The organism is Streptomyces daghestanicus, from assembly GCF_020521275.1.
GTDB lineage: Bacteria > Actinomycetota > Actinomycetes > Streptomycetales > Streptomycetaceae > Streptomyces > Streptomyces griseoviridis.
This window is the reverse complement of sequence record NZ_BNDX01000018.1, coordinates 694,841-711,486: the sequence shown is the minus strand read 5'-3', so window position 1 is coordinate 711,486 and position 16,646 is coordinate 694,841. Positions and strand designations below refer to the sequence as shown.

18 protein-coding genes and 1 pseudogene are annotated in these 16,646 nt (G+C 75.5%); 6 read left to right on the top strand and 13 right to left on the bottom strand.

Annotated elements, in window-relative coordinates; genetic code table 11:
- Positions 1 to 13 precede the first annotated feature (13 nt).
- Positions 14 to 859 (bottom strand): alpha/beta fold hydrolase, encoded by an 846-nt coding sequence (locus tag Sdagh_RS35755; protein WP_190076554.1) that lies wholly within the window; start codon positions 857 to 859, stop codon positions 14 to 16.
- 374 nt (positions 860 to 1,233) lie between these two features.
- On the opposite strand from Sdagh_RS35755, the gene Sdagh_RS35750 reads away from it, so the two are divergent.
- Together Sdagh_RS35750 and Sdagh_RS35745 are read left to right on the top strand one after the other, a co-directional pair.
- Positions 1,234 to 1,710, top strand: coding sequence for an RrF2 family transcriptional regulator (locus Sdagh_RS35750; RefSeq protein WP_190076553.1), 477 nt, complete (start codon positions 1,234 to 1,236; stop codon positions 1,708 to 1,710).
- Between the two features lie 74 nt (positions 1,711 to 1,784).
- Positions 1,785 to 3,014 carry an MFS transporter gene (locus Sdagh_RS35745; RefSeq protein WP_190076552.1) on the top strand — a complete coding sequence of 410 codons (1,230 nt, stop codon included), beginning with the start codon at positions 1,785 to 1,787 and terminating at the stop codon, positions 3,012 to 3,014.
- Here Sdagh_RS35745 and Sdagh_RS35740 read toward each other — a convergent pair.
- From Sdagh_RS35740 to Sdagh_RS35730, 3 genes are all read right to left on the bottom strand, one after another.
- The gene (locus tag Sdagh_RS35740; protein WP_190076551.1) at positions 2,998 to 4,209 is read right to left on the bottom strand and encodes an NAD(P)/FAD-dependent oxidoreductase; all 1,212 of its coding nucleotides are present in this window, start codon (positions 4,207 to 4,209) and stop codon (positions 2,998 to 3,000) included. The two genes, Sdagh_RS35745 and Sdagh_RS35740, sit on opposite strands and share 17 nt — an antisense overlap.
- Before the next feature lie 107 nt (positions 4,210 to 4,316).
- Complete coding sequence (sigJ, locus tag Sdagh_RS35735) at positions 4,317 to 5,261, bottom strand: RNA polymerase sigma factor SigJ (RefSeq protein WP_190076550.1); 945 nt, start codon at positions 5,259 to 5,261, stop codon at positions 4,317 to 4,319.
- A gap of 16 nt (positions 5,262 to 5,277) precedes the next feature.
- The gene (locus tag Sdagh_RS35730) at positions 5,278 to 6,750 is read right to left on the bottom strand and encodes an FAD-dependent monooxygenase (protein WP_190076549.1); all 1,473 of its coding nucleotides are present in this window, start codon (positions 6,748 to 6,750) and stop codon (positions 5,278 to 5,280) included.
- A gap of 63 nt (positions 6,751 to 6,813) precedes the next feature.
- On the opposite strand from Sdagh_RS35730, the gene Sdagh_RS35725 reads away from it, so the two are divergent.
- The gene (locus Sdagh_RS35725; protein ID WP_189414356.1) at positions 6,814 to 7,422 is read left to right on the top strand and encodes a TetR/AcrR family transcriptional regulator C-terminal domain-containing protein; all 609 of its coding nucleotides are present in this window, start codon (positions 6,814 to 6,816) and stop codon (positions 7,420 to 7,422) included.
- Between the two features lie 10 nt (positions 7,423 to 7,432).
- Here Sdagh_RS35725 and bla read toward each other — a convergent pair whose 3' ends face one another.
- From bla to Sdagh_RS35705, 4 genes and pseudogenes are all read right to left on the bottom strand, one after another.
- Positions 7,433 to 8,371 (bottom strand): class A beta-lactamase, encoded by a 939-nt coding sequence (gene bla / locus Sdagh_RS35720; protein WP_190076548.1) that lies wholly within the window; start codon positions 8,369 to 8,371, stop codon positions 7,433 to 7,435.
- Positions 8,372 to 8,491: 120 nt separating this feature from the next.
- Positions 8,492 to 9,229: an SAM-dependent methyltransferase gene (locus Sdagh_RS35715; protein WP_190076547.1), complete on the bottom strand. Its 738-nt coding sequence runs from the start codon at positions 9,227 to 9,229 to the stop codon at positions 8,492 to 8,494.
- A gap of 241 nt (positions 9,230 to 9,470) precedes the next feature.
- Positions 9,471 to 9,713 (bottom strand): hypothetical protein, encoded by a 243-nt coding sequence (locus Sdagh_RS35710; protein ID WP_226536217.1) that lies wholly within the window; start codon positions 9,711 to 9,713, stop codon positions 9,471 to 9,473.
- Between the two features lie 166 nt (positions 9,714 to 9,879).
- A pseudogene (locus Sdagh_RS35705) lies at positions 9,880 to 10,206 on the bottom strand (diaminopimelate decarboxylase); the annotation flags it as partial.
- Between the two features lie 549 nt (positions 10,207 to 10,755).
- Between Sdagh_RS35705 and Sdagh_RS35700 the strand changes: the two are divergent.
- A complete protein-coding gene (locus Sdagh_RS35700) occupies positions 10,756 to 11,106 on the top strand; it encodes an adenine nucleotide alpha hydrolase family protein (protein WP_226536215.1) in 351 nt (116 codons plus the stop codon).
- Positions 11,107 to 11,299: 193 nt separating this feature from the next.
- On the opposite strand, the gene Sdagh_RS35695 is transcribed toward Sdagh_RS35700, so the two are convergent.
- Both Sdagh_RS35695 and Sdagh_RS35690 read right to left on the bottom strand, forming a co-directional pair.
- Positions 11,300 to 12,202 carry an alpha/beta fold hydrolase gene (locus Sdagh_RS35695; RefSeq protein ID WP_190076546.1) on the bottom strand — a complete coding sequence of 301 codons (903 nt, stop codon included), beginning with the start codon at positions 12,200 to 12,202 and terminating at the stop codon, positions 11,300 to 11,302.
- Positions 12,203 to 12,391: 189 nt separating this feature from the next.
- On the bottom strand, positions 12,392 to 12,763 hold the full coding sequence (locus tag Sdagh_RS35690) for a VOC family protein (protein WP_190010801.1): 372 nt from the start codon (positions 12,761 to 12,763) through the stop codon (positions 12,392 to 12,394).
- A gap of 94 nt (positions 12,764 to 12,857) precedes the next feature.
- Between Sdagh_RS35690 and Sdagh_RS35685 the strand changes: the two genes are divergently transcribed.
- Both Sdagh_RS35685 and Sdagh_RS35680 read left to right on the top strand, forming a co-directional pair.
- On the top strand, positions 12,858 to 13,319 hold the full coding sequence (locus tag Sdagh_RS35685) for a MarR family winged helix-turn-helix transcriptional regulator (RefSeq protein ID WP_189414351.1): 462 nt from the start codon (positions 12,858 to 12,860) through the stop codon (positions 13,317 to 13,319).
- A 118-nt stretch (positions 13,320 to 13,437) separates the two neighbouring features.
- Positions 13,438 to 13,701 carry an HU family DNA-binding protein gene (locus tag Sdagh_RS35680; RefSeq protein WP_190010803.1) on the top strand — a complete coding sequence of 88 codons (264 nt, stop codon included), beginning with the start codon at positions 13,438 to 13,440 and terminating at the stop codon, positions 13,699 to 13,701.
- Between the two features lie 18 nt (positions 13,702 to 13,719).
- Here Sdagh_RS35680 and Sdagh_RS35675 read toward each other — a convergent pair whose 3' ends face one another.
- The 3 genes from Sdagh_RS35675 to Sdagh_RS36800 all read right to left on the bottom strand — a co-directional run bounded on the left by Sdagh_RS35675 (position 13,720) and on the right by Sdagh_RS36800 (position 16,588).
- Complete coding sequence (locus tag Sdagh_RS35675) at positions 13,720 to 13,959, bottom strand: hypothetical protein (protein WP_189414349.1); 240 nt, start codon at positions 13,957 to 13,959, stop codon at positions 13,720 to 13,722.
- A 68-nt stretch (positions 13,960 to 14,027) separates the two neighbouring features.
- Positions 14,028 to 15,926, bottom strand: coding sequence for a molecular chaperone HtpG (htpG, locus tag Sdagh_RS35670; protein ID WP_190076545.1), 1,899 nt, complete (start codon positions 15,924 to 15,926; stop codon positions 14,028 to 14,030).
- 119 nt (positions 15,927 to 16,045) lie between these two features.
- Positions 16,046 to 16,588: a cell envelope biogenesis protein OmpA gene (locus Sdagh_RS36800; protein WP_306888553.1), complete on the bottom strand. Its 543-nt coding sequence runs from the start codon at positions 16,586 to 16,588 to the stop codon at positions 16,046 to 16,048.
- Positions 16,589 to 16,646 lie beyond the last annotated feature (58 nt).

The following is a 16,646-nucleotide window of genomic DNA, read 5'->3' as shown; positions in this document are numbered from 1 at the left end:
GGCCGGTGGCGGGTCAGCGGCCGTGGTCGCGCAGGAAGGCGCGGAGCAGGTCGTCGTACCCCGCGGGGTCCTCCAGGAACGCCGCGTGCCGGCGGCCCTCCAGCACGGTCGGTGCGCCGCGCCACAGGGCGGCGTAGGTCAGGGACGCCACGTAGGCGTGGTGGACGACCGGGTCGTCCCGGCCGTCGATGACGGCCAGCGGTACCGGGGAGGTCGCGACGAGGGCCTTCTGGTCCGAGTCACGGCCGGCGGCGAAGGACTCGAACATCAGGCGCCGGGCCCGGCCGTCCGTGCGCCGGATGTCCTCGACGACCCAGCCGGGCGGCGGGGAGAAGGTGATCTGTGCCGCGAACTCCGCGGCCTGCGCGGCCGTGACGGTCTCGGTGCCGGCGTAGCCGAGGGTCGGCAGGAAGCCCTCCGCCAGGGTGTCCCGGTTGACGGGCGGGGTGCCGGTCACGACGAGACCCGCCACACCGGGGAAGCGGGCCACCAGTTCCAGGCCGATGTGCCCGCCGAGGGACCAGCCGACGACGACCACCCGGTCGATGCCGAGGAGGCCGAGGAACTCGGCGACGGTGGCCGCGTAGCCGCGCTGGGTGTAGGCCGCCCCGGGGTCCGTCGCGTCGTCGGATTCGCCGTGGCCGGGCAGGTCGAGGGCGAGCAGCCGGCGACCGCCGAAGTCGTCGGCGAGCTGGGCGTGGAAGACCTTCCGGGAAGCGGAGTTGCCGTGCACGAACAGCAGCGGCGGCAGGGCGGACGCGCCGAGCGGGTCGGTGTCCGTGTAGGCGATCCGCCCGTACCGGGTCCCGGCGTACCGGGTCGGGCCGGGCAGCGGCGGCGGCTGGTGCTCTGCTTCCATGGCGGCATGCTACGGCGCGGTGGCGGGGCGCCGGCCCCCGGTACCGCGCCGGGTGGTGCCGGATCCGCCGGTCCCCCGGTGCCAGGCCATCACCGGTTCGTGGTGGGCGCCGGACCGTGCCAGGGGCCGGTGCCCACCACGTCCGCCGGCCCACCACGTCCGCCGGCCCGGCCGGCCGGTCCTCCGGCGCGTCGACGGTCGGCAGCAGGGCGCCGTCGCCGGCGGCGAGGGTGCCGGTGCCGTCCTGGGAGCGGAGGTGCCCCACGACCGTCTCCTCGTCCCGGCCGGACCCGGCCCGCCGGCCGGGGCGGGCGGCGGGCCGCGCCGCGCGGCGGCTCGCCCGCCCACCAATGGGGATGTGTAGTATCCCCGTTATGCAGATGGGCGAGGGCGTCGAGTGGGGGCTGCACTGCTGTGTGACCCTGGGGTGGCTGGCGGACGAGGGGCCCGTGCCCATCCGGCGTCTGGCGCAGTGGTTCGACCTTCCGCAGGAGTACCTGAAGAAGCGCCTCCAGGCCCTGACCCGGGCCGGCCTGCTCGCCTCCACCCCGGGCGTCAAGGGCGGCTTCTCGCTGGCGCGCGCCCCGCGGGACATCACGCTGATGGACGTGGTCACCGCCCTGGAGGGGCCGGTCGAGCCGTTCCCCTGCACGGAGATCCGCCGGCGCGGCGTCAGCGGCGAGGGCGCGGGGCGCGAGTTCGACCGGCCCTGCGGCATCGCGGCGGCCATGCGCCGGGCGGAACTCGCCTGGCGGCGCGAGCTGGCGGCCCGGACCGTCGCGGACCTGATGGACCACTCCCCCGGGTCGGCGGAGCGCACCCGCCGCGGCTACCGCCGCCTCGTCGGCTGACCGCCGCCCACGGCACCGCGCGACACGACCACCGCGTCACCACCGCACCGACACCGCTCACGTGAGGAAAAGGGATGCGACATATCCCGGACAAGGTCACGTCGTCACCGGGCCGGGGCCCCGCCCGCCGGGCCGCCGGTCCGCGCGGGCCGCGCGCGACCGCCGTCCTGGCCCTCGGGACCTTCGCCGTGGGCACCGACGCCTACGTGGTGGCCGGGTTCCTGCCGTCCATGGCGCGCTCCCTGCACGTGTCGCAGGGGGCGGCCGGCCAGTCCGCGACCGCGTTCGCCGTCGCCTACGCCGTTCTCTCGCCGGTCCTCGCCACGGCCGCCGCCCGGCTGCCCCGCCGGACCCTGCTGGTGGTGGCCCTGCTGGTGCTGGCCGGGGCCAACCTCGGCACGGCGCTCGCCCCGGACTTCGGCTCGCTGATGGCCTGCCGCGTCCTGGCCGCGGCCGGCGCCGCCGCCTTCACCCCCACCGCGGGCGCCGCGGCGGCGGCCCTGGTGCCGGCCGGGCGGCGCGCCCGCGCGCTGGCCGTGGTCGTCGGCGGTCTGACCGTCGCCACCGCCCTCGGGGTGCCGCTGGGCAACCTCGCCGAGCGCACCGTGGGCTGGCGCACCGGCCTGGCCCTGATCGCCGCGCTCTGCGCGGTCTGCGCCGCCGCGGTGCGCGCCGTGCTGCCCGCCCTGCCCGGCGCGCCGCGGGTCGCCCTGCGGGTGCGGCTCGCCGCCGTACGCCGCCCCGGGGTGGCCGGCGTGCTGCCGCTGACCGCCGTCGGCATGGCCGCCGGCTTCGGGCTCTACGCCTACGCGGTTCCGCTGATGCGGGCGCTCGGCGCCGGTTCCTCGGCGCAAACCTGGCTGCTGTCCCTGTACGGCCTGGGCGCCCTCGCCGGAAGCCTGGGCGCGGGCGCGGCGGCCGACCGGTTCGGCCCGGTCCGGGTCCTGACGGTGGGATACCTCGCCCTCACCGGCACGCTCGCGGCGCTGGCGGCGGCCGTCGCCGCGGACGTGGACCGGCTCGCCGTGTCGGCCGTGCTGCTGGCGGCGTGGGGGGCCGCCACCTGGTTCCAGACACCGGCCCAGCAGGTGCGGCTGATCGCCGCCGCCCCCGGGGAGACGGCGGTGGTGATCGGCCTCAACGCCTCGGCGCTGTACGTCGGCATCGCCGCCGGGACGGGCCTCGGCGGGCTGCTGCTGCCGCACGGCGTGCTCGTTCCGCTGCTGTGCTGTGCCGTGCTGGCCGCGCTCTGCCCGCCGTATCTGGCGCTCACCGCGCGGCGGCGGGTCAGGCCGACGCCCTGACGTCCGCCGCGCCGGCCGCGGCCGGCGCGGGCCGGACGACGCGGTGGCGGCGGGTGGGCAGGCCGAGCGTCGGGTGGGCGATGCCCCAGGCGGCGGCCTTGCAGACGAGTTCCTTGTAGAGAGCGGCGGTACGGCCGGTCAGGGCCGCGTTCACGGCCCGGTCGTAGGCGGTGACGTACTGGATGAGTCCCTCCCTGCGGCCCAGCGAGACGCACTGGTTGAAGTAGCGGACGGGAACGTGCGGGAGTCCGCGGCCGGTCAGGCGGGCCGCGATGGCGTCCGCGGCCTGCCACGCGGTGGGCGTGCCGGACGCGCACGACATGCGCAGCGGCTTGTCCCCGGGTCCCAGGGCGAGGGCGGCGTCGCCCACGGCGTAGACGTCCGGGTGCGAGACCGAGCGCATGGTCGCGTCGACCACGATCTGCCCGGTGCCGGTGACCTCCAGGGCGGTGGCGCGGGCGATCGGGTGGACCGCGAAGCCGGTGGTCCACACGGTGGCCGCGGAGGGGAGGTCGGTGCCCCCGGCGGTGTGGACGCGGTCCGCCTCCACACCGGTGACGGTGGTGTGCTCGTGCACGGTGACGCCGAGTCCGTCGACGACCTTCCGCAGGTGGCGGCGGCCCTTGCCGGAGAGCCAGTCGCCGAGGCCGCCGCGGGCGACGAGGGCGACCGCGAGGTCCGGGCGGGCCTCGGCGATCTCGGTCACGGCCTCGATCCCGGTGAGGCCGCCGCCGACGACGGCCACGGGCTGCCCGGCGCTCAGGCCGGCCAGCCGGTCGCGCAGCCGCAGGGCGCCGGCCCGGCTCGCGATCTCGTGGGCGTGCGCGGCGGCACCGGGCACCCCCTGGTCGTCCCAGCCGCTGCCGAGGGCGTACACGAGGGTGTCGTACGGCAGTTCCTCGGTGCCGTCGCCGCCGTGGGCGGCCTGGACGGTGACGGTCCTGCGGTCGACGTCGACGCCGGTGACCCGGGCCTGGCGGACCTGGACGCCGGTGCCGTCGAAGAGGGCGGTCAGCGGCCGGGTCCGGAGCCGCTGGCCGGTGGCGACCTGGTGCATCCGGACCCGTTCGACGAAGTCGGGTTCGGCGTTGACGAGGGTGACGGTCACGTCTTCGCGGTGCAGCCGCCTGGCGAGGCGCCCGGCGGCGGTGGCGCCGGTGTATCCGGCGCCGAGGACGACGATGCGGTGCTGCATGTCCGGTCTCCTGTCCTGGTCTGTCCTGCGGGATTCGCCTCTTGAACCGGGCAGGGCGCCGTTTCCTGACAGGAGCCGGATGTGAAGCACCTCACATCCGGGACGGGTCAGTGGAGCCGCAGCGCGGGCGCCCCGTGGTCGCCGGCCGCCCAGTGGCGGGTCGCGCGGGCGAGCTTGTCGGGGTTGACCTGGCTGCGGAAGGCGGCGATGCCCTCGGGGGTGATCTCCAGGCACATCACGCCCAGGACCCGGCCGTCGACGACGACCACGAGGGCGGGGCCGCCGTTGGCGGTCGTGGCGTAGATCTCCGGGGAGCCGCCGGCCAGGGCGCGCTGGGCCTTGCCGGGCTTGAACAGGCCCCGCATGAACGTCGCCACCGCCCGGGCGCCCTCGAACGCCTTCGTGCGGGCCGGGACCTTGCCCCCGCCGTCCCCGACGGCGACGGCGTCCTGGGTCAGCAGCCGTACCAGCGGCTCGGTGCGGCCGGTGGTGGCGGCCGCGAGGAACTCCTCCACGACCCGCCGTGCCGCGGCCTCGTCGACCTCGGCGCGGGCCTTGCCGTCGGCGATGTGCTTCTTGGCGCGGTGGTAGAGCTGCTGACCGGAGACCTCGGTGATGTCGAGGATGCCCGCGATCTCCCGGTGCGAGTAGTCGAACGCCTCCCGGAGCACGTACACCGCCCGTTCCTTCGGGGAGAGCCGCTCCATGAGGGTGAGCACGGCGTACGAGACCGACTCCCGCCGTTCCGCGGTGTCGGCGGGGCCGAGCATCGGGTCGCCCGCGAGCAGCGGCTCCGGGAGCCACTGGCCGACGTAGGTCTCGCGCCGCGCGCGGGCCGAGGTGAGCTGGTTGAGGCAGAGGTTGGTGAGGACCTTCGTCAGCCAGGCCTCGGGGACCTCGACGCGGTCGGTGTCGGCGGCCTGCCAGCGCAGGAAGGTCTCCTGCACGGCGTCCTCGGCTTCGCTCGCGGACCCGAGGAGGCGGTAGGCGAGGGCCTCCATGCGGGACCGCGCGGCCTCGAACCGGTCCACGGCGTGCGGGGTCAGCGGCATGCCCGGATAGTAGCCGTCACCGCCGTCCGGCGAGGACCCCCTCCACCGCCGCGGCCGGGGCTCTGCCGTCGCCGCCGGTGCCGGCCCAGGCGACGTGGCCGTCCGGGCGGATCAGCGCGGCGCGTACGTCCCGCCAGGCGGCCGGGGGCCGGGCGAGTGCCCCGGTGTGGACGGCGAGCCCCGGCCGGGGCGGGACGCCGGGCGTGCCGCCGGCCGTGAGGTCGAGCAGGAGGTACGCGTCGGGGCGCACCAGCGCGAACAGGGTCCGGTCCGTGCCGGTGAGGGCGAGGTCCGGGGCGCGGGTGCCGGTGAGCGGGTGGGCCGCGGGGTCCGCGGCGGGGTAGCGGACGCCGAGCGCGGTGAGCCGTTCGGCCAGGAACCGGTTGACGCCGGGCTGGGCGGCGATCAGCTCGCCGAGCAGGCCGCGCAGGTCGGCCACCTCGGGCGTGAAGGTGGCCAGCAGCGCGGTCTGGGCACGGCTGTGCGCGGCCAGTTCGGCGCCGACCGGGTGCCGTTCGGCGTGGTAGGTGTCCAGCAGGCCGTCCGGCGCCCAGCCGCGCAGCGTCGCGGCGAGCTTCCAGCCGAGGTTGTGCGCGTCCTGGATGCCGACGTTCATCCCGACGCCCCCGGCGGGAAAGTGCTGGTGGGCCGCGTCGCCGGCGAGCAGGACCCGGCCGCGGCGGTAGGCGGCGGCCAGCCGGGTGGCGTTGCCGAACCGGGAGAGCCAGGAGGGTTCGCGCATCCCGAAGTCGTCGCCGGTGACGGCGGTGACCTTGCGGCGCAGTTCGTCCAGGGTGAGGTCGCCGGGCCAGGTGGTGGTGTGGCTGCCGGGGTCGGCGCCGACCAGCCGGTGCCGTCCGTCGGGCAGCGGCACGGCCATCACCCCGCCCCTCGGGGTGTGGCGGCCGTAGCCGGGCCGGGGCGGGCGGTCGAGGAAGACGTCGCCGAGCCAGCCGAGGACGGTGGAGGGGGTGCCGGGGAAGCCGATGCCGGCGGCGGTGCGCACGGTGCTGCGGGTGCCGTCGCAGCCGACGAGGTACGCCGCCTCGGTCTCGTACTCCCCCCGCGGTCCCGTCACCCGCACGGACACCGACGCGGCGCCCTCGGTGAAGCCGGTGACGCGGTGGCCGCGCAGGACGGTGGCGCCGAGGCCGAGGGCGTGTTCCTGGAGCAGGGCCTCGGTGCGGGCCTGGGGCAGGGCCAGGGTGTACGGGAAGGGGGTGTCCAGGGAGCTGAAGTCCAGCCGCTGGTCGAGCATGCCGAAGTGCCCCGCGGGGATCGGCAGGCCCTCGGCGAGGAACGGCCCCTGCGCCCCGCGCGCGGCGAGGACCTCCAGGGTGCGGGGATGGAGGGTGAGCGCCTTGGAGCGGGCGTCGATCTCGGTGCGCTCCTCCAGGACGGTGACGGCGACGCCGCCCAGCCGGAGTTCGGCGGCGAGCCAGAGTCCGACGGGGCCGCCGCCGGCGATGACGACATGGTGCTGTGCCATGACCTATGACCCAACCCTTCTTGGTCACTGACCAATAGTGTGGGTCCGAAGTAAACTAGGTCAATGACCAAACGGCAAACGGGTGACCGTCTCGCGCCGGACACCGTGGTCCGGGCCGCGCTGGACCTGCTGGACGAGAAGGGGCTGGAGGCGCTGTCCGCGCGCGCGGTCGCCGACCGGCTCGGCGTCCGGATGAACACCGTGCTGTGGCACGTGAAGACCAAGGCCCGGATGCTGGACCTGATGGCGGACGCGGTCGTCGGGGAGGCCCCGCTCGACGGTCTGCCGGACGAGCCCCGCGAGCGCGCCCGCGAGGTGGTCCGGCGCTACCGCCGCGCGCTGCTCGCCCACCGCGACGGCGCCGCGCTGGTGGTCGGCACCTATGTCGCGGAGCCGCACACCCTCCGGCTGGCGGAGACGCTGGTGGCCGCCCTCCTCGACGCCGGTCTGGACGAACGCGGGGCGGCCTGGACCACCTGGACGGTCCTGTACTTCACCCTCGGCCTCACCCAGGAGCAGCAGGCGGCGGAGCGGATGTCGGGCGACCGGCTGGAGCGCGCCGTCACGGAGGCCGGTCACCCCGCCCTGCACCGCGTCCTCGGCCACCTCGCCTCGGGCTCCTTCGAGGAGCGCTTCGAGTACGGGCTGGACGCGGTGCTGGGCGGGCGGTGAGCCGGGAGGCTCAGCGGAGCGCGGCGACGACGGCCTTCGTGGCGTCCGCGATCAGGGCGTCGTCGGAGGCGGCGTCCCGGGTGGCGCGGTCGGACAGGACGGCGAGGACGATCGGGGAGCCCTGCGGGGGCCGGACGACGGCGATGTCGTTGCGGGTGCCCCAGCCGCCGCTCCCGGTCTTGTCCTGGACCGTCCAGCCGGCGGGCACACCGGCACGGATGTAGGGGCCGCCGGTCGTGTTGCGGGCCATCCAGTCGCCCAGCATCGCCCGCCGGGCCGGGGGCAGCCGGTCGCCGAGCAGGAGACGGCGCAGGTCGGTGGCGAGGGCGCGCGGGGTGCTGGTGTCCCGGGTGTCCCCGGGGGTGGCCTCGTTCAGCGCCGGCTCGACGCGGTCGACGCGGGTCGTGGTGTCCCCCAGGCCGCGCAGGGCTTCCTCGACGGCGCCGGGGCCGCCGAGCCGCTCCACGATCAGGTTGGCCGCCGTGTTGTCGCTGTACCGCAGCGAGGCGTCGAGGAGGGCGCTCAGTCTCATCCCGGTGTCTGTGTGCCGGGAGGTGACCGGGGCGTACTCCAGCAGGTCGGAGGAGTCGTAGCGGACGACCTCGCCCAGCTGTTCGTCGGTGGCGCGCTCCAGCAGCACCCCGGCGGCGAGGGCCTTGAACGTGGAGCAGTGCGCGAACCGTTCGTCCGCCCGGTGGGTCACCGTGCGGCCGGTGCCGGTGTCCAGGGCGTAGACGCCCAGCCGGGCGCCGTCGTACCGCTTCTCGACCGCCGCGAGCGCGCGGGCCGCCGGCGCGGTGGCGGCGGACGATCCGGTGGCGGTGGCGGTGGCGGTGGGTGCCGGTGCCGCGCGTACGTCGTCGGCGTCGTCGGCGCAGCCGGTCAGGAGGCAGGTGACGAGCAGGAGGGGCGCGGCGAGCAGCGGACCGCGGTGGGGAGAGAAGGTCATGGGGGAAGCCTGGCAGCGGGCGGTTACGCGGACGAAGACAGGGTGCCGGGTATGGGGAACCATGCGTTCCGGCGCGGGCCCGGGCGTGGGACCCGGCCTGCGGGCGACCCGTGCGGCGGGTCAGCCGGCGGTGGGGCGCAGGACCAGGCAGAGGAAGCCGAAGGCGTTTCGGTAGCCGCGCAGCCATTCCGTGCGGCGGGCGGCGGCCGTCGCGAGGGCCTGGGCGCTGTCCGGGTCGGCGGGGTGGTCGAGGGCCCAGCCGGCCAGCGTGCCCCAGCAGGACCACTCGTAGGCGTCCAGTTCCCGGCGGGTGCTGATGTGGCCGTGGACGGGGACCCAGCCGTCGGCGGCGATCCGTTCCACGGTGGTGGGGAGGTCGGCCAGGTCACCGAGGAGGTCGACGGCCTCGGGGGTCGGGGTGCCGTCCCAGAAGCCCTCGCCGATGAGGACCCGGCCGCCGGGTGCCAGGTGGCGGCGGGCCGCGGCGAGGGTGGGGAGCAGACCGCCGAAGGCGTGCGTGGCGCCGACACTGAGGACGAGGTCGAACGTGTCCGGTCCGGTGAAGTCCGCCGCGTCCCCCCGGTGGAGGACGAGGCGGTCCTCGACGCCCTGTTCGCGCGCGCACCGGCGGGCCAGGGCGAGCGCGTCCGCGGAGGTGTCGACGCCCTCGGCCCGCAGACCGGGGTGGGCGGTCAGGGCGCGCAGCAGCCAGGCGGCGGTGCCGCATCCGAGGTCGAGGACGCGCTCGGCGCCGGGCGGGACGCCGTGGTCGAGCAGCCGGCGTACCGAGTCGTCGTCGAGCGGGGCCTTGACGGGGTGGGCGGTATGGGCGATCGCGGAGATCTGTTCACGGTTCACCGGCGCAGCCTGCCAGCGCCGGAGGCGGTACCGCACGTGCTTTTCGGCTGCGGCCCCCTGGGGGCGCGGCCCCGTCGCCGCGTTCCCCGGGGCGGCGACGCGGCCGGTCGGCGGCTGCCCGGCTCCGGACACCCTCGGAGCTCACGGATTCCCGACCGCCACCAGCCGCCCACCGTGGCGGCGTCCACCGGTCCCGGGTTCGGAAGGGTGCGGCGCTCGAACTCGTCGTCGATACGGGCGATCAGCCGGCCGAGATCGCGCCGGGCGGGACGCGCATGACCTCTTCCAGCTCGCCGCGGGCGTACTCCACCTCCAGTCCGGACTGCCGGACAGGGGACGCGTTCAGCCAGCGGCCGGGTTGCCTGAACGCCCACTCGGAACGGGCGGGCGCGTCGGCGACCGCGCCGGGCCACCTACGCTCCTCCTCGACACGGCGGACGGCCGCACGGGTCTTGGCGGAAACGCCCCGGACACGCCGCACCACCACGTGTCCGCGAGGCCGCCACCGCCCGGAACGGAGGGCTTTCGGGCGCCTACGCGGCATCGCCCTTTCTGATCGTCATGCCGTCATCCTGCCACGATCGGCCCTCCCGCCGCCGGGAGTTCGGCGGGGCGTGGCCGGAGGCCGCGGTGTCCTGGCGCAGACGGGCTCACAGGCCCGCGTCGCGGACGCGGAGGTCCTCGAAGGACTCGCGGCGGACGAGGAGCCGGGCGGTGCCGTCGTGCACGGCGGCCACGGGCGGGCGGCCCACCAGGTGGTGGGCCGAGGCCATGGAGAGGTGGCAGGCCCCGGCGACGGGTACCGCGATCAGGTCGCCGGGCCGCAGGTCCGCGGGGAGTTCGACGTCGGCGGCGAGGACGTCGCCCGCCTCGCAGTGCCGGCCCACCACGGTCACCCGGGCCGGGGCGGCGGTGCTGGGCCGGCCGGTCAGGCGGGGTGCGTACCGGACGCCGTACAGGTCCGGGCGGGGGTTGTCGCCTCGCATGGGGGTCCTCCCGATGGGCCCGCGCGGTGCGCGGGGAAGGCGGGCGGCGGGCCGGCCGGGCGGCCCGGGTGTGCTGCCCTGGCGCCGGGGCCGGTGATCGGCGCCAGGCCCGGGGTGAGAGGTCCTGACGGGGAGGCGGGGGACGTTGACGGATCGCTGGCGGCGGCCGGACGCGGACCGTCAGGTACGTGCCGGGAAACGGGGCGCGGGCCGGCCGGGGACCCGGTGCCGGGGGTGGGACGGGGACGGTCCCCGCGAGAAGCACCGGCCGGGGCCCCGCCGTCCGGCCGGCCCGGTGCGAAACGGTGAGGCGATGCCTGGATCGGGTCCGGTACCCGAACCCCGCTCGGGGCGTGAGCCCCGTCCGGGGCCCCTGTGCGCCGCGTCGGCCGGCCGGGGTGTGGTGGGGGTGAGCGGTTCCCCGGGCAGCCGGGCCGCGCCGGTCCGGGCGGCCGAGGAGGCGCGGCGCCGGGGCGCCGCGCTGCGGGCGGTGCCGGCCCGGCGTGGCGCCCGCCCCTGTCCGCGCCCTCGCCGGCCGCGGTGGCTGCCGTCCCGTCCGTCCCGTCCGGTGAGCGGGCGCGGCTCGCCCGGGTGCGGCTGCTGCGGACACGGGACGGGGTCCTCGGCGCTCCCGTACAGGCGCTGGTCGTCCGGGGTGCGTCCGGCCCGGCGCCGGTCGAGGCGGCCGGCCGGGAGGGCGGCGTCCTCTTCGTCGGCGCCGGGCGGCGCGGCCCGGTACGGCGTGCGCCGTGGCCGTCGGTGAGCCACCACCGCCTCGCCCACGCGGTCTGTCCGGTCCCCGCGGTACCGCCCTCACCGCGCCAGGACGCGCCGACGGCCGCCCGCCGGGGTGCCTTCCGGCGCCCGCTGCCGGGCACCGGGTGCCGTTGAGCCGCCGCGTCCGGGTCCCGGGCAGAAGCACGTCGGCTGCTGCCCCGGGCCGGGGAAGCTCCGGGCCCGGGATGCTCCGGGGCCAGGAATGCTCCGGGGCCGGGTCCCAGGCAGAAGCACGTCGGCTGCTGCCCCGGTCCGGGGAAGCTCCGGGCCCGGGATGCTCCGGGGCCAGGGATGCTCCGGGGCCGGGTCAGACGCGCAGCGGTGTCCGCCGCGCGTCGGCCGCCGGGACGTGTTCCAGCGTGGTCAGGCTGGGGTGGCCCGTCAGGTCCTCATCGGTCAGGAAGCGCGCCAGGACGTCGCTGAAGTCCTTGGGGCGCTCCAGGTGGACGACGTGTCCGCTGCCCTTCATGGTGGTGAAGACCGCGCCGGGGATGCTCTCGGCGACGGCGCGGGCGCGCTGCGGCGGGCAGAGCCGGTCGTGCTCGCCGCTGACGCACAGCGCCCGGACCCCGTGGATGCCCTCCGGGTGGTCGAAGGGGTGGCGCAGCAGGCGGTCGTTGGCGGCGGCGTAGCGCTCCACGTCGTGCGGGTCGGCGGCCTCCAGGACCCGGCGCAGCACCTCGGCGGCACTGTGCGAATGCGCCTCCAGGCACTCGGGGCGCCGGCACACGAGCAGGTCGACGGCGCGGCGGGCGAACTCCGCCATGGCGCCCTCGCGCAGCAGCCGGCTCATCGCCTCGACCGTGGCCCGCGCGTCCCCGGGCAGCGAGGGGGTGGCTCCCACCAGGGCCAGCCGGGCCACCCGTTCGGCGCGGCGGTGCGCGTAGCGGTAGGCGATGGCGGTGCCGTAGGAGACGGCGATGATGTTGACCCGGTCCAGGTCGAGTTCGTCCAGCAGGTGGCCGAGCGCGTCGCCCATGAAGTCGAAGCCGTACTCGGCCGGCAGGTCGTCCGCCGTGCCGAGGCCCGGCAGTTCGACGTTGACCAGCGTCGCCGCGCTCGCCCAGGGCCGCTCGGAGCGCCGGTTGGAGTGCATCGTCTGGTAGGCGCCGCCCAGCACGACGACGGGTTCCGTCCGGGGGGCCGGCTGCTCCACCACCCGGCAGCCGAAACGGAACCCCTCGAAGACGCTCTGATGGATGAACTCCACATCTACTCCCGACCTGGTCGTCACGCTTACCGGCGGTCAACGAGCCGGACCCGCCCCGGTCACGAGGCCGGACGGGGTGCCGCGCCGGCGGGAGCGCCGACCCGCCCCGGACCGGCGGCAGCAGGAAGGCGCGCCTCACGGCGGAGGGCACCTAGCGGACGCGTGTTCCCCCCTGGCGGCAGGCCGCCGTCAGCCGCCGTGCGCGGTGAGCCGGTAGCCCTCGGGGCCGGTGAAGGAGAACATCGGGCCGAACGGGCTGTCCAGCAAGGGGCCGACGTCCTCCGTCCCCGCCGCCAAGAGCTGCTCGCGCAGTGCGCCGGCGTCGGGGGTGCGCAGCCACAGCGCGACACCCAGGCCGGGGCGCGCGTCCCCGGTGAGGTCGGTGCCGGGAAGCGGCTCACGGACGGCAAAGGGGATCGGGGCGGTGGCGAAGACCACCGCGCCGGGCGGTGACGCGGGGGCGCGGCGGAGTCCGAGGCGCTCCTCGAAGAACGTGGCCGCGGCGGGCACGTCCCGTACCTGCAGGGCGATGAAGTCGGGGCCTTCCACGGCGACGGTCATGGCTTCTCCTCGTGGGACGGGATCGGGTCCGCATGTCAGGACTTTGACATCCCTGACCGTAGGCGGTCCCGCCGGACTATGTCAAAATGCTGACATGGAAGAGCACGGACCCGTTCCCCCGCCCCATCCGGCCGAGGACGTCACCGAGCACGTGGGCTACCGCCTCAAGCGCGCCGCCGCCGCGCTGCGCGGCGCCATGGACCGCGCCCTGCGCGACCACGGCCTCACCGTCCCGCAGTACTCCTGCCTGGAACTGCTCGACGAGCGGCCGGGCCTGTCCAGCGCCGAGCTGGCCCGCGGCACGTTCGTCACCCGGCAGTCGGCCCATGTCGTCCTGCGCGGACTGGAGGACGCCGGGCTCCTCGCGCGGGCCGCGCACGCCGGGCACGGGCGGGCCCTGCCCGTCCATCTCACCCCGGCCGGACGGGAGCGGCTGCACGCGGCCCGCGGCGCCGTCTACGCCGTCGAGAGCCGCATGATCGAGGCCGTTCCCGCCCGGCGCCTCGCCGCTCTCCTCGCCGACCTCGACACCATGGCGGCGGCGCTCGGCGAATGAGCCGGGGCGCCGGGCCCGAGGTGCGTCCGGGGCCGACCGCCCGGATGCTGGGGGGGAAGCGTCGGCCGCGGTGCTCCGGCCGCGGCCCCCACCGCCACGGGAACGGACGGTACGGCTCATGGACAAGGCGCGTCTGGTCGAAACGGCCTGCGAGGGCACCGCCGGGCACGGCGGCGAACGGCCGCTGGCACCGGAGGAGGTCGGCAGGGTGTTCGACGCCGTCTTCGGCACCGTGGAGCGGCCCGGTGCCATCGCCCGGGCCCTGCGCGCCGGCGAGACGGTGTCCATGGGCAGTTTCGGCAGTTTCCGCAGCGAGGACGGCACCCCCGCCTTCCGGCCGGGTACCGCCCTCACCGAGTATCTGCGGGACCGGGTCCGCTGACCCGCCCCGTCCCGAGCGCTACGACCGGTCGGGCCCGGCCCCGGTGCCCGCGGTCCGGTCGGCCGGGCGGCGGGCACCGGCCTCCCACAGGCACCAGGTCGACCACAGCAGCAGGCCCAGGAAGGCGGCGAGCAGGACCAGCAGCAGGACCGTCTGCCGAGCCGATCCGTCGCCCCGGACCATGTTCCACAGCAGGCAGGCGGACCACGCCGCCACCCCGCCCGAGTACAGGCCCCTGAGCTGTCGCAGCTGAGTCACCGAACCCATCGTCACCCTTCCGGCCGTCCTGTCACACGTCGCCCTCCCGGTACCCCCTCCCCCGCGCTTTACAGCGTGCGTTCCAGCCGGTCCGCCATCAGCTTCACGAAGCGCGCGGGCTCCTTGGGCTGGCCGCCCTCCGCGAGCACCGCCAGACCGTGCAGCAGCTCGGCGGTCTCGACCAGTTCCGTACGGTCCTCCCGCTGGGTGTACGCCTCGTTGAGGCCCTTGACCAGCGCGTGGTCCGGGTTCAGCTCCAGGATGCGCTTGGTGGCCGGCACCTCCTGGCCCATCGCGCGGTACATCTGCTCCAGCGCCGGGGTCATGCCGTCCGTGTCGGAGACGACGCAGGCCGGGGAGACGGTCAGCCGGGAGGACAGGCGCACGTCCTTGACCTCCTCGCCGAGCTGCTCCTTCATCCAGCCCAGCAGCTCCTCGTACGCGGCACTCTGCTGCTCCCGCTCCTCCTCGCTCTTGCCGTCGCCGTCCGTGCCCAGGTCGATGTCGCCCTTGGCCACGGACCGCAGCGGCTTGCCGTCGAACTCCCCGACGGCGTCGGCCCACACCTCGTCGACGGCGTCGGTGAGCAGCAGCACCTCGATGCCCCGGTCGCGGAACGCCTCCATGTGCGGGGAGTTCTCGATGCTCTGCCGGGACTCGCCGGTCATGTAGTAGACCGCGTCCTGGCCGTCCTTCATCCGCTCCACGTACGTCTTGAGCGTGACCGGCTCGTCCTCGGAGGCGGTGGTGGCGAAGGAGGAGACGGCCAGGATGGCGTCCCGGTTGTCGGCGTCGGTGACCAGTCCCTCCTTGAGCACCGCGCCGAACTCCCGCCAGAAGTCGGCGTACTTCTCCGGGGAGCCGGTCATCAGCTCCTTGACTGAGGAGAGCACCTTCTTCGTCAGCCGGCGCTGCATCAGCTGGATGTGCCGGTCCTGCTGGAGGATCTCGCGGGAGACGTTCAGCGAGAGGTCGGCCGCGTCGACGACGCCCTTGACGAAGCGCAGGTACGGCGGCAGCAGCGCCTCGCAGTCGTCCATGATGAAGACGCGCTTGACGTAGAGCTGCACACCGCGGCGGTAGTTCTGGGTGAACAGGTCGTGCGGGGCGTGGGCGGGCAGGAAGAGCAGGGCCTGGTACTCGAAGGTGCCCTCCGCCTGGAGGCGGATCGTCTCCAGCGGGTCGCGCCAGTCGTGGCTGATGTGCTTGTACAGCTCGTGGTACTCGTCGTCGGACACCTCCTCCCGCGAGCGGGCCCACAGGGCCTTCATCGAGTTCAGCGTCTCGGGCTCGGGCGCCTCGCCGTCCTCGCCGGGCCCGGGCACCAGCTTGACCGGCCAGGTGATGAAGTCCGAGTACCGCTTGACGATCTCGCGGATCTTCCAGGGGGACGTGTAGTCGTGCAGCGCGTCCTCGGAGTCGGCCGGCTTCAGGTGCAGGGTCACCGAGGTGCCCTGCGGCGCGTCGTCGACCGTCTCCAGGGTGTACGTGCCCTCACCGCGCGAGGACCAGCGGGTGCCCTGCGCCTCACCGGCCCGCCGGGTCACCAGGGTCATCTCGTCGGCGACCATGAACCCGGAGTAGAAGCCGACGCCGAACTGGCCGATGAGCCCCTCGGCCCCGGCGTCGTCCTTCGCCTCCCGCAGCTCCTGCAGGAACTTCGCCGTGCCCGAGTTGGCGATCGTGCCGATCAACTGGCCGACCTCGTCGTACGACATCCCGATGCCGTTGTCCCGCACGGTCAGGGTGCGGGCCTCCTTGTCGGCCTCGATCTCGATGTGCAGGTCGGAGACATCGGCGTCGAGCGTGTCGTCACGCAGCGCCTCCAGGCGCAGTTTGTCCAGCGCGTCGGAGGCGTTGGAGACGAGTTCGCGCAGGAAGACGTCTTTGTTCGAGTACACCGAGTGGATCATCAGCTGGAGCAGCTGACGTGCTTCTACCTGGAACTCAAACGTGGCGGCCGGCATGGTTGCTGAGCACCTCACAGGTCACGGCTTTCCGAATGGTCGGAGCTACTGTAAAACAGCCGGTCACCCCGTATGCGCGGTTGCCGTCACCCGGTCGGCGCGTCCGGCGCCGGGACCGCTCAGGCGGCGAGCGGGCGGGGCACCGCGCGGGCCGGTGCCCGGGGGGTGCGCACCGGCGCGGCCGGGAGGCGGGTGGGCGGCGCGGGGGTGCCCGCGGGGCGGACCCGGTACGTCGTCTTGCCGGGGTCGACGAGCGGGCCGTCCAGCGCGATCCGGCCGGCCTCGTGCAGCTGGTCGCAGACCGCGGTCGGCAGGGCGACGTAGCAGCCGCCCCGCTTGGTGCGGGAGTCGTAGGGCTGCCAGTAGCCGTAGCGGCGCCGGCCACTGGTCTGCACGGTGACGAAGACCGGGGTGCGGGGGTCGGCGATGACCCGCAGGACGCCGGCGCCGTCGGCCTCGAACGGCACGGCCGGGTAGGGCGCGTCGGGCCGGTAGCTCGGGGTGGCGACCCGCAGCGTGCCCTGGTTCCTGGCCGGGAAGGCGCCGGGCTGCCTGCCGCCGCGCACGACACCGCCCCGGCCGGGCGCACCGGTATGGTCCGTCGCCGCGCGCGAGAAGGCGGGCGGGGCGACGGTCGGGGCCTGGGCGAGGACGGAAGACATCAGCGGGCGCCTTTCACGGACAGGAACGCAAGATCACCTACCCAATCCAACCAGATGT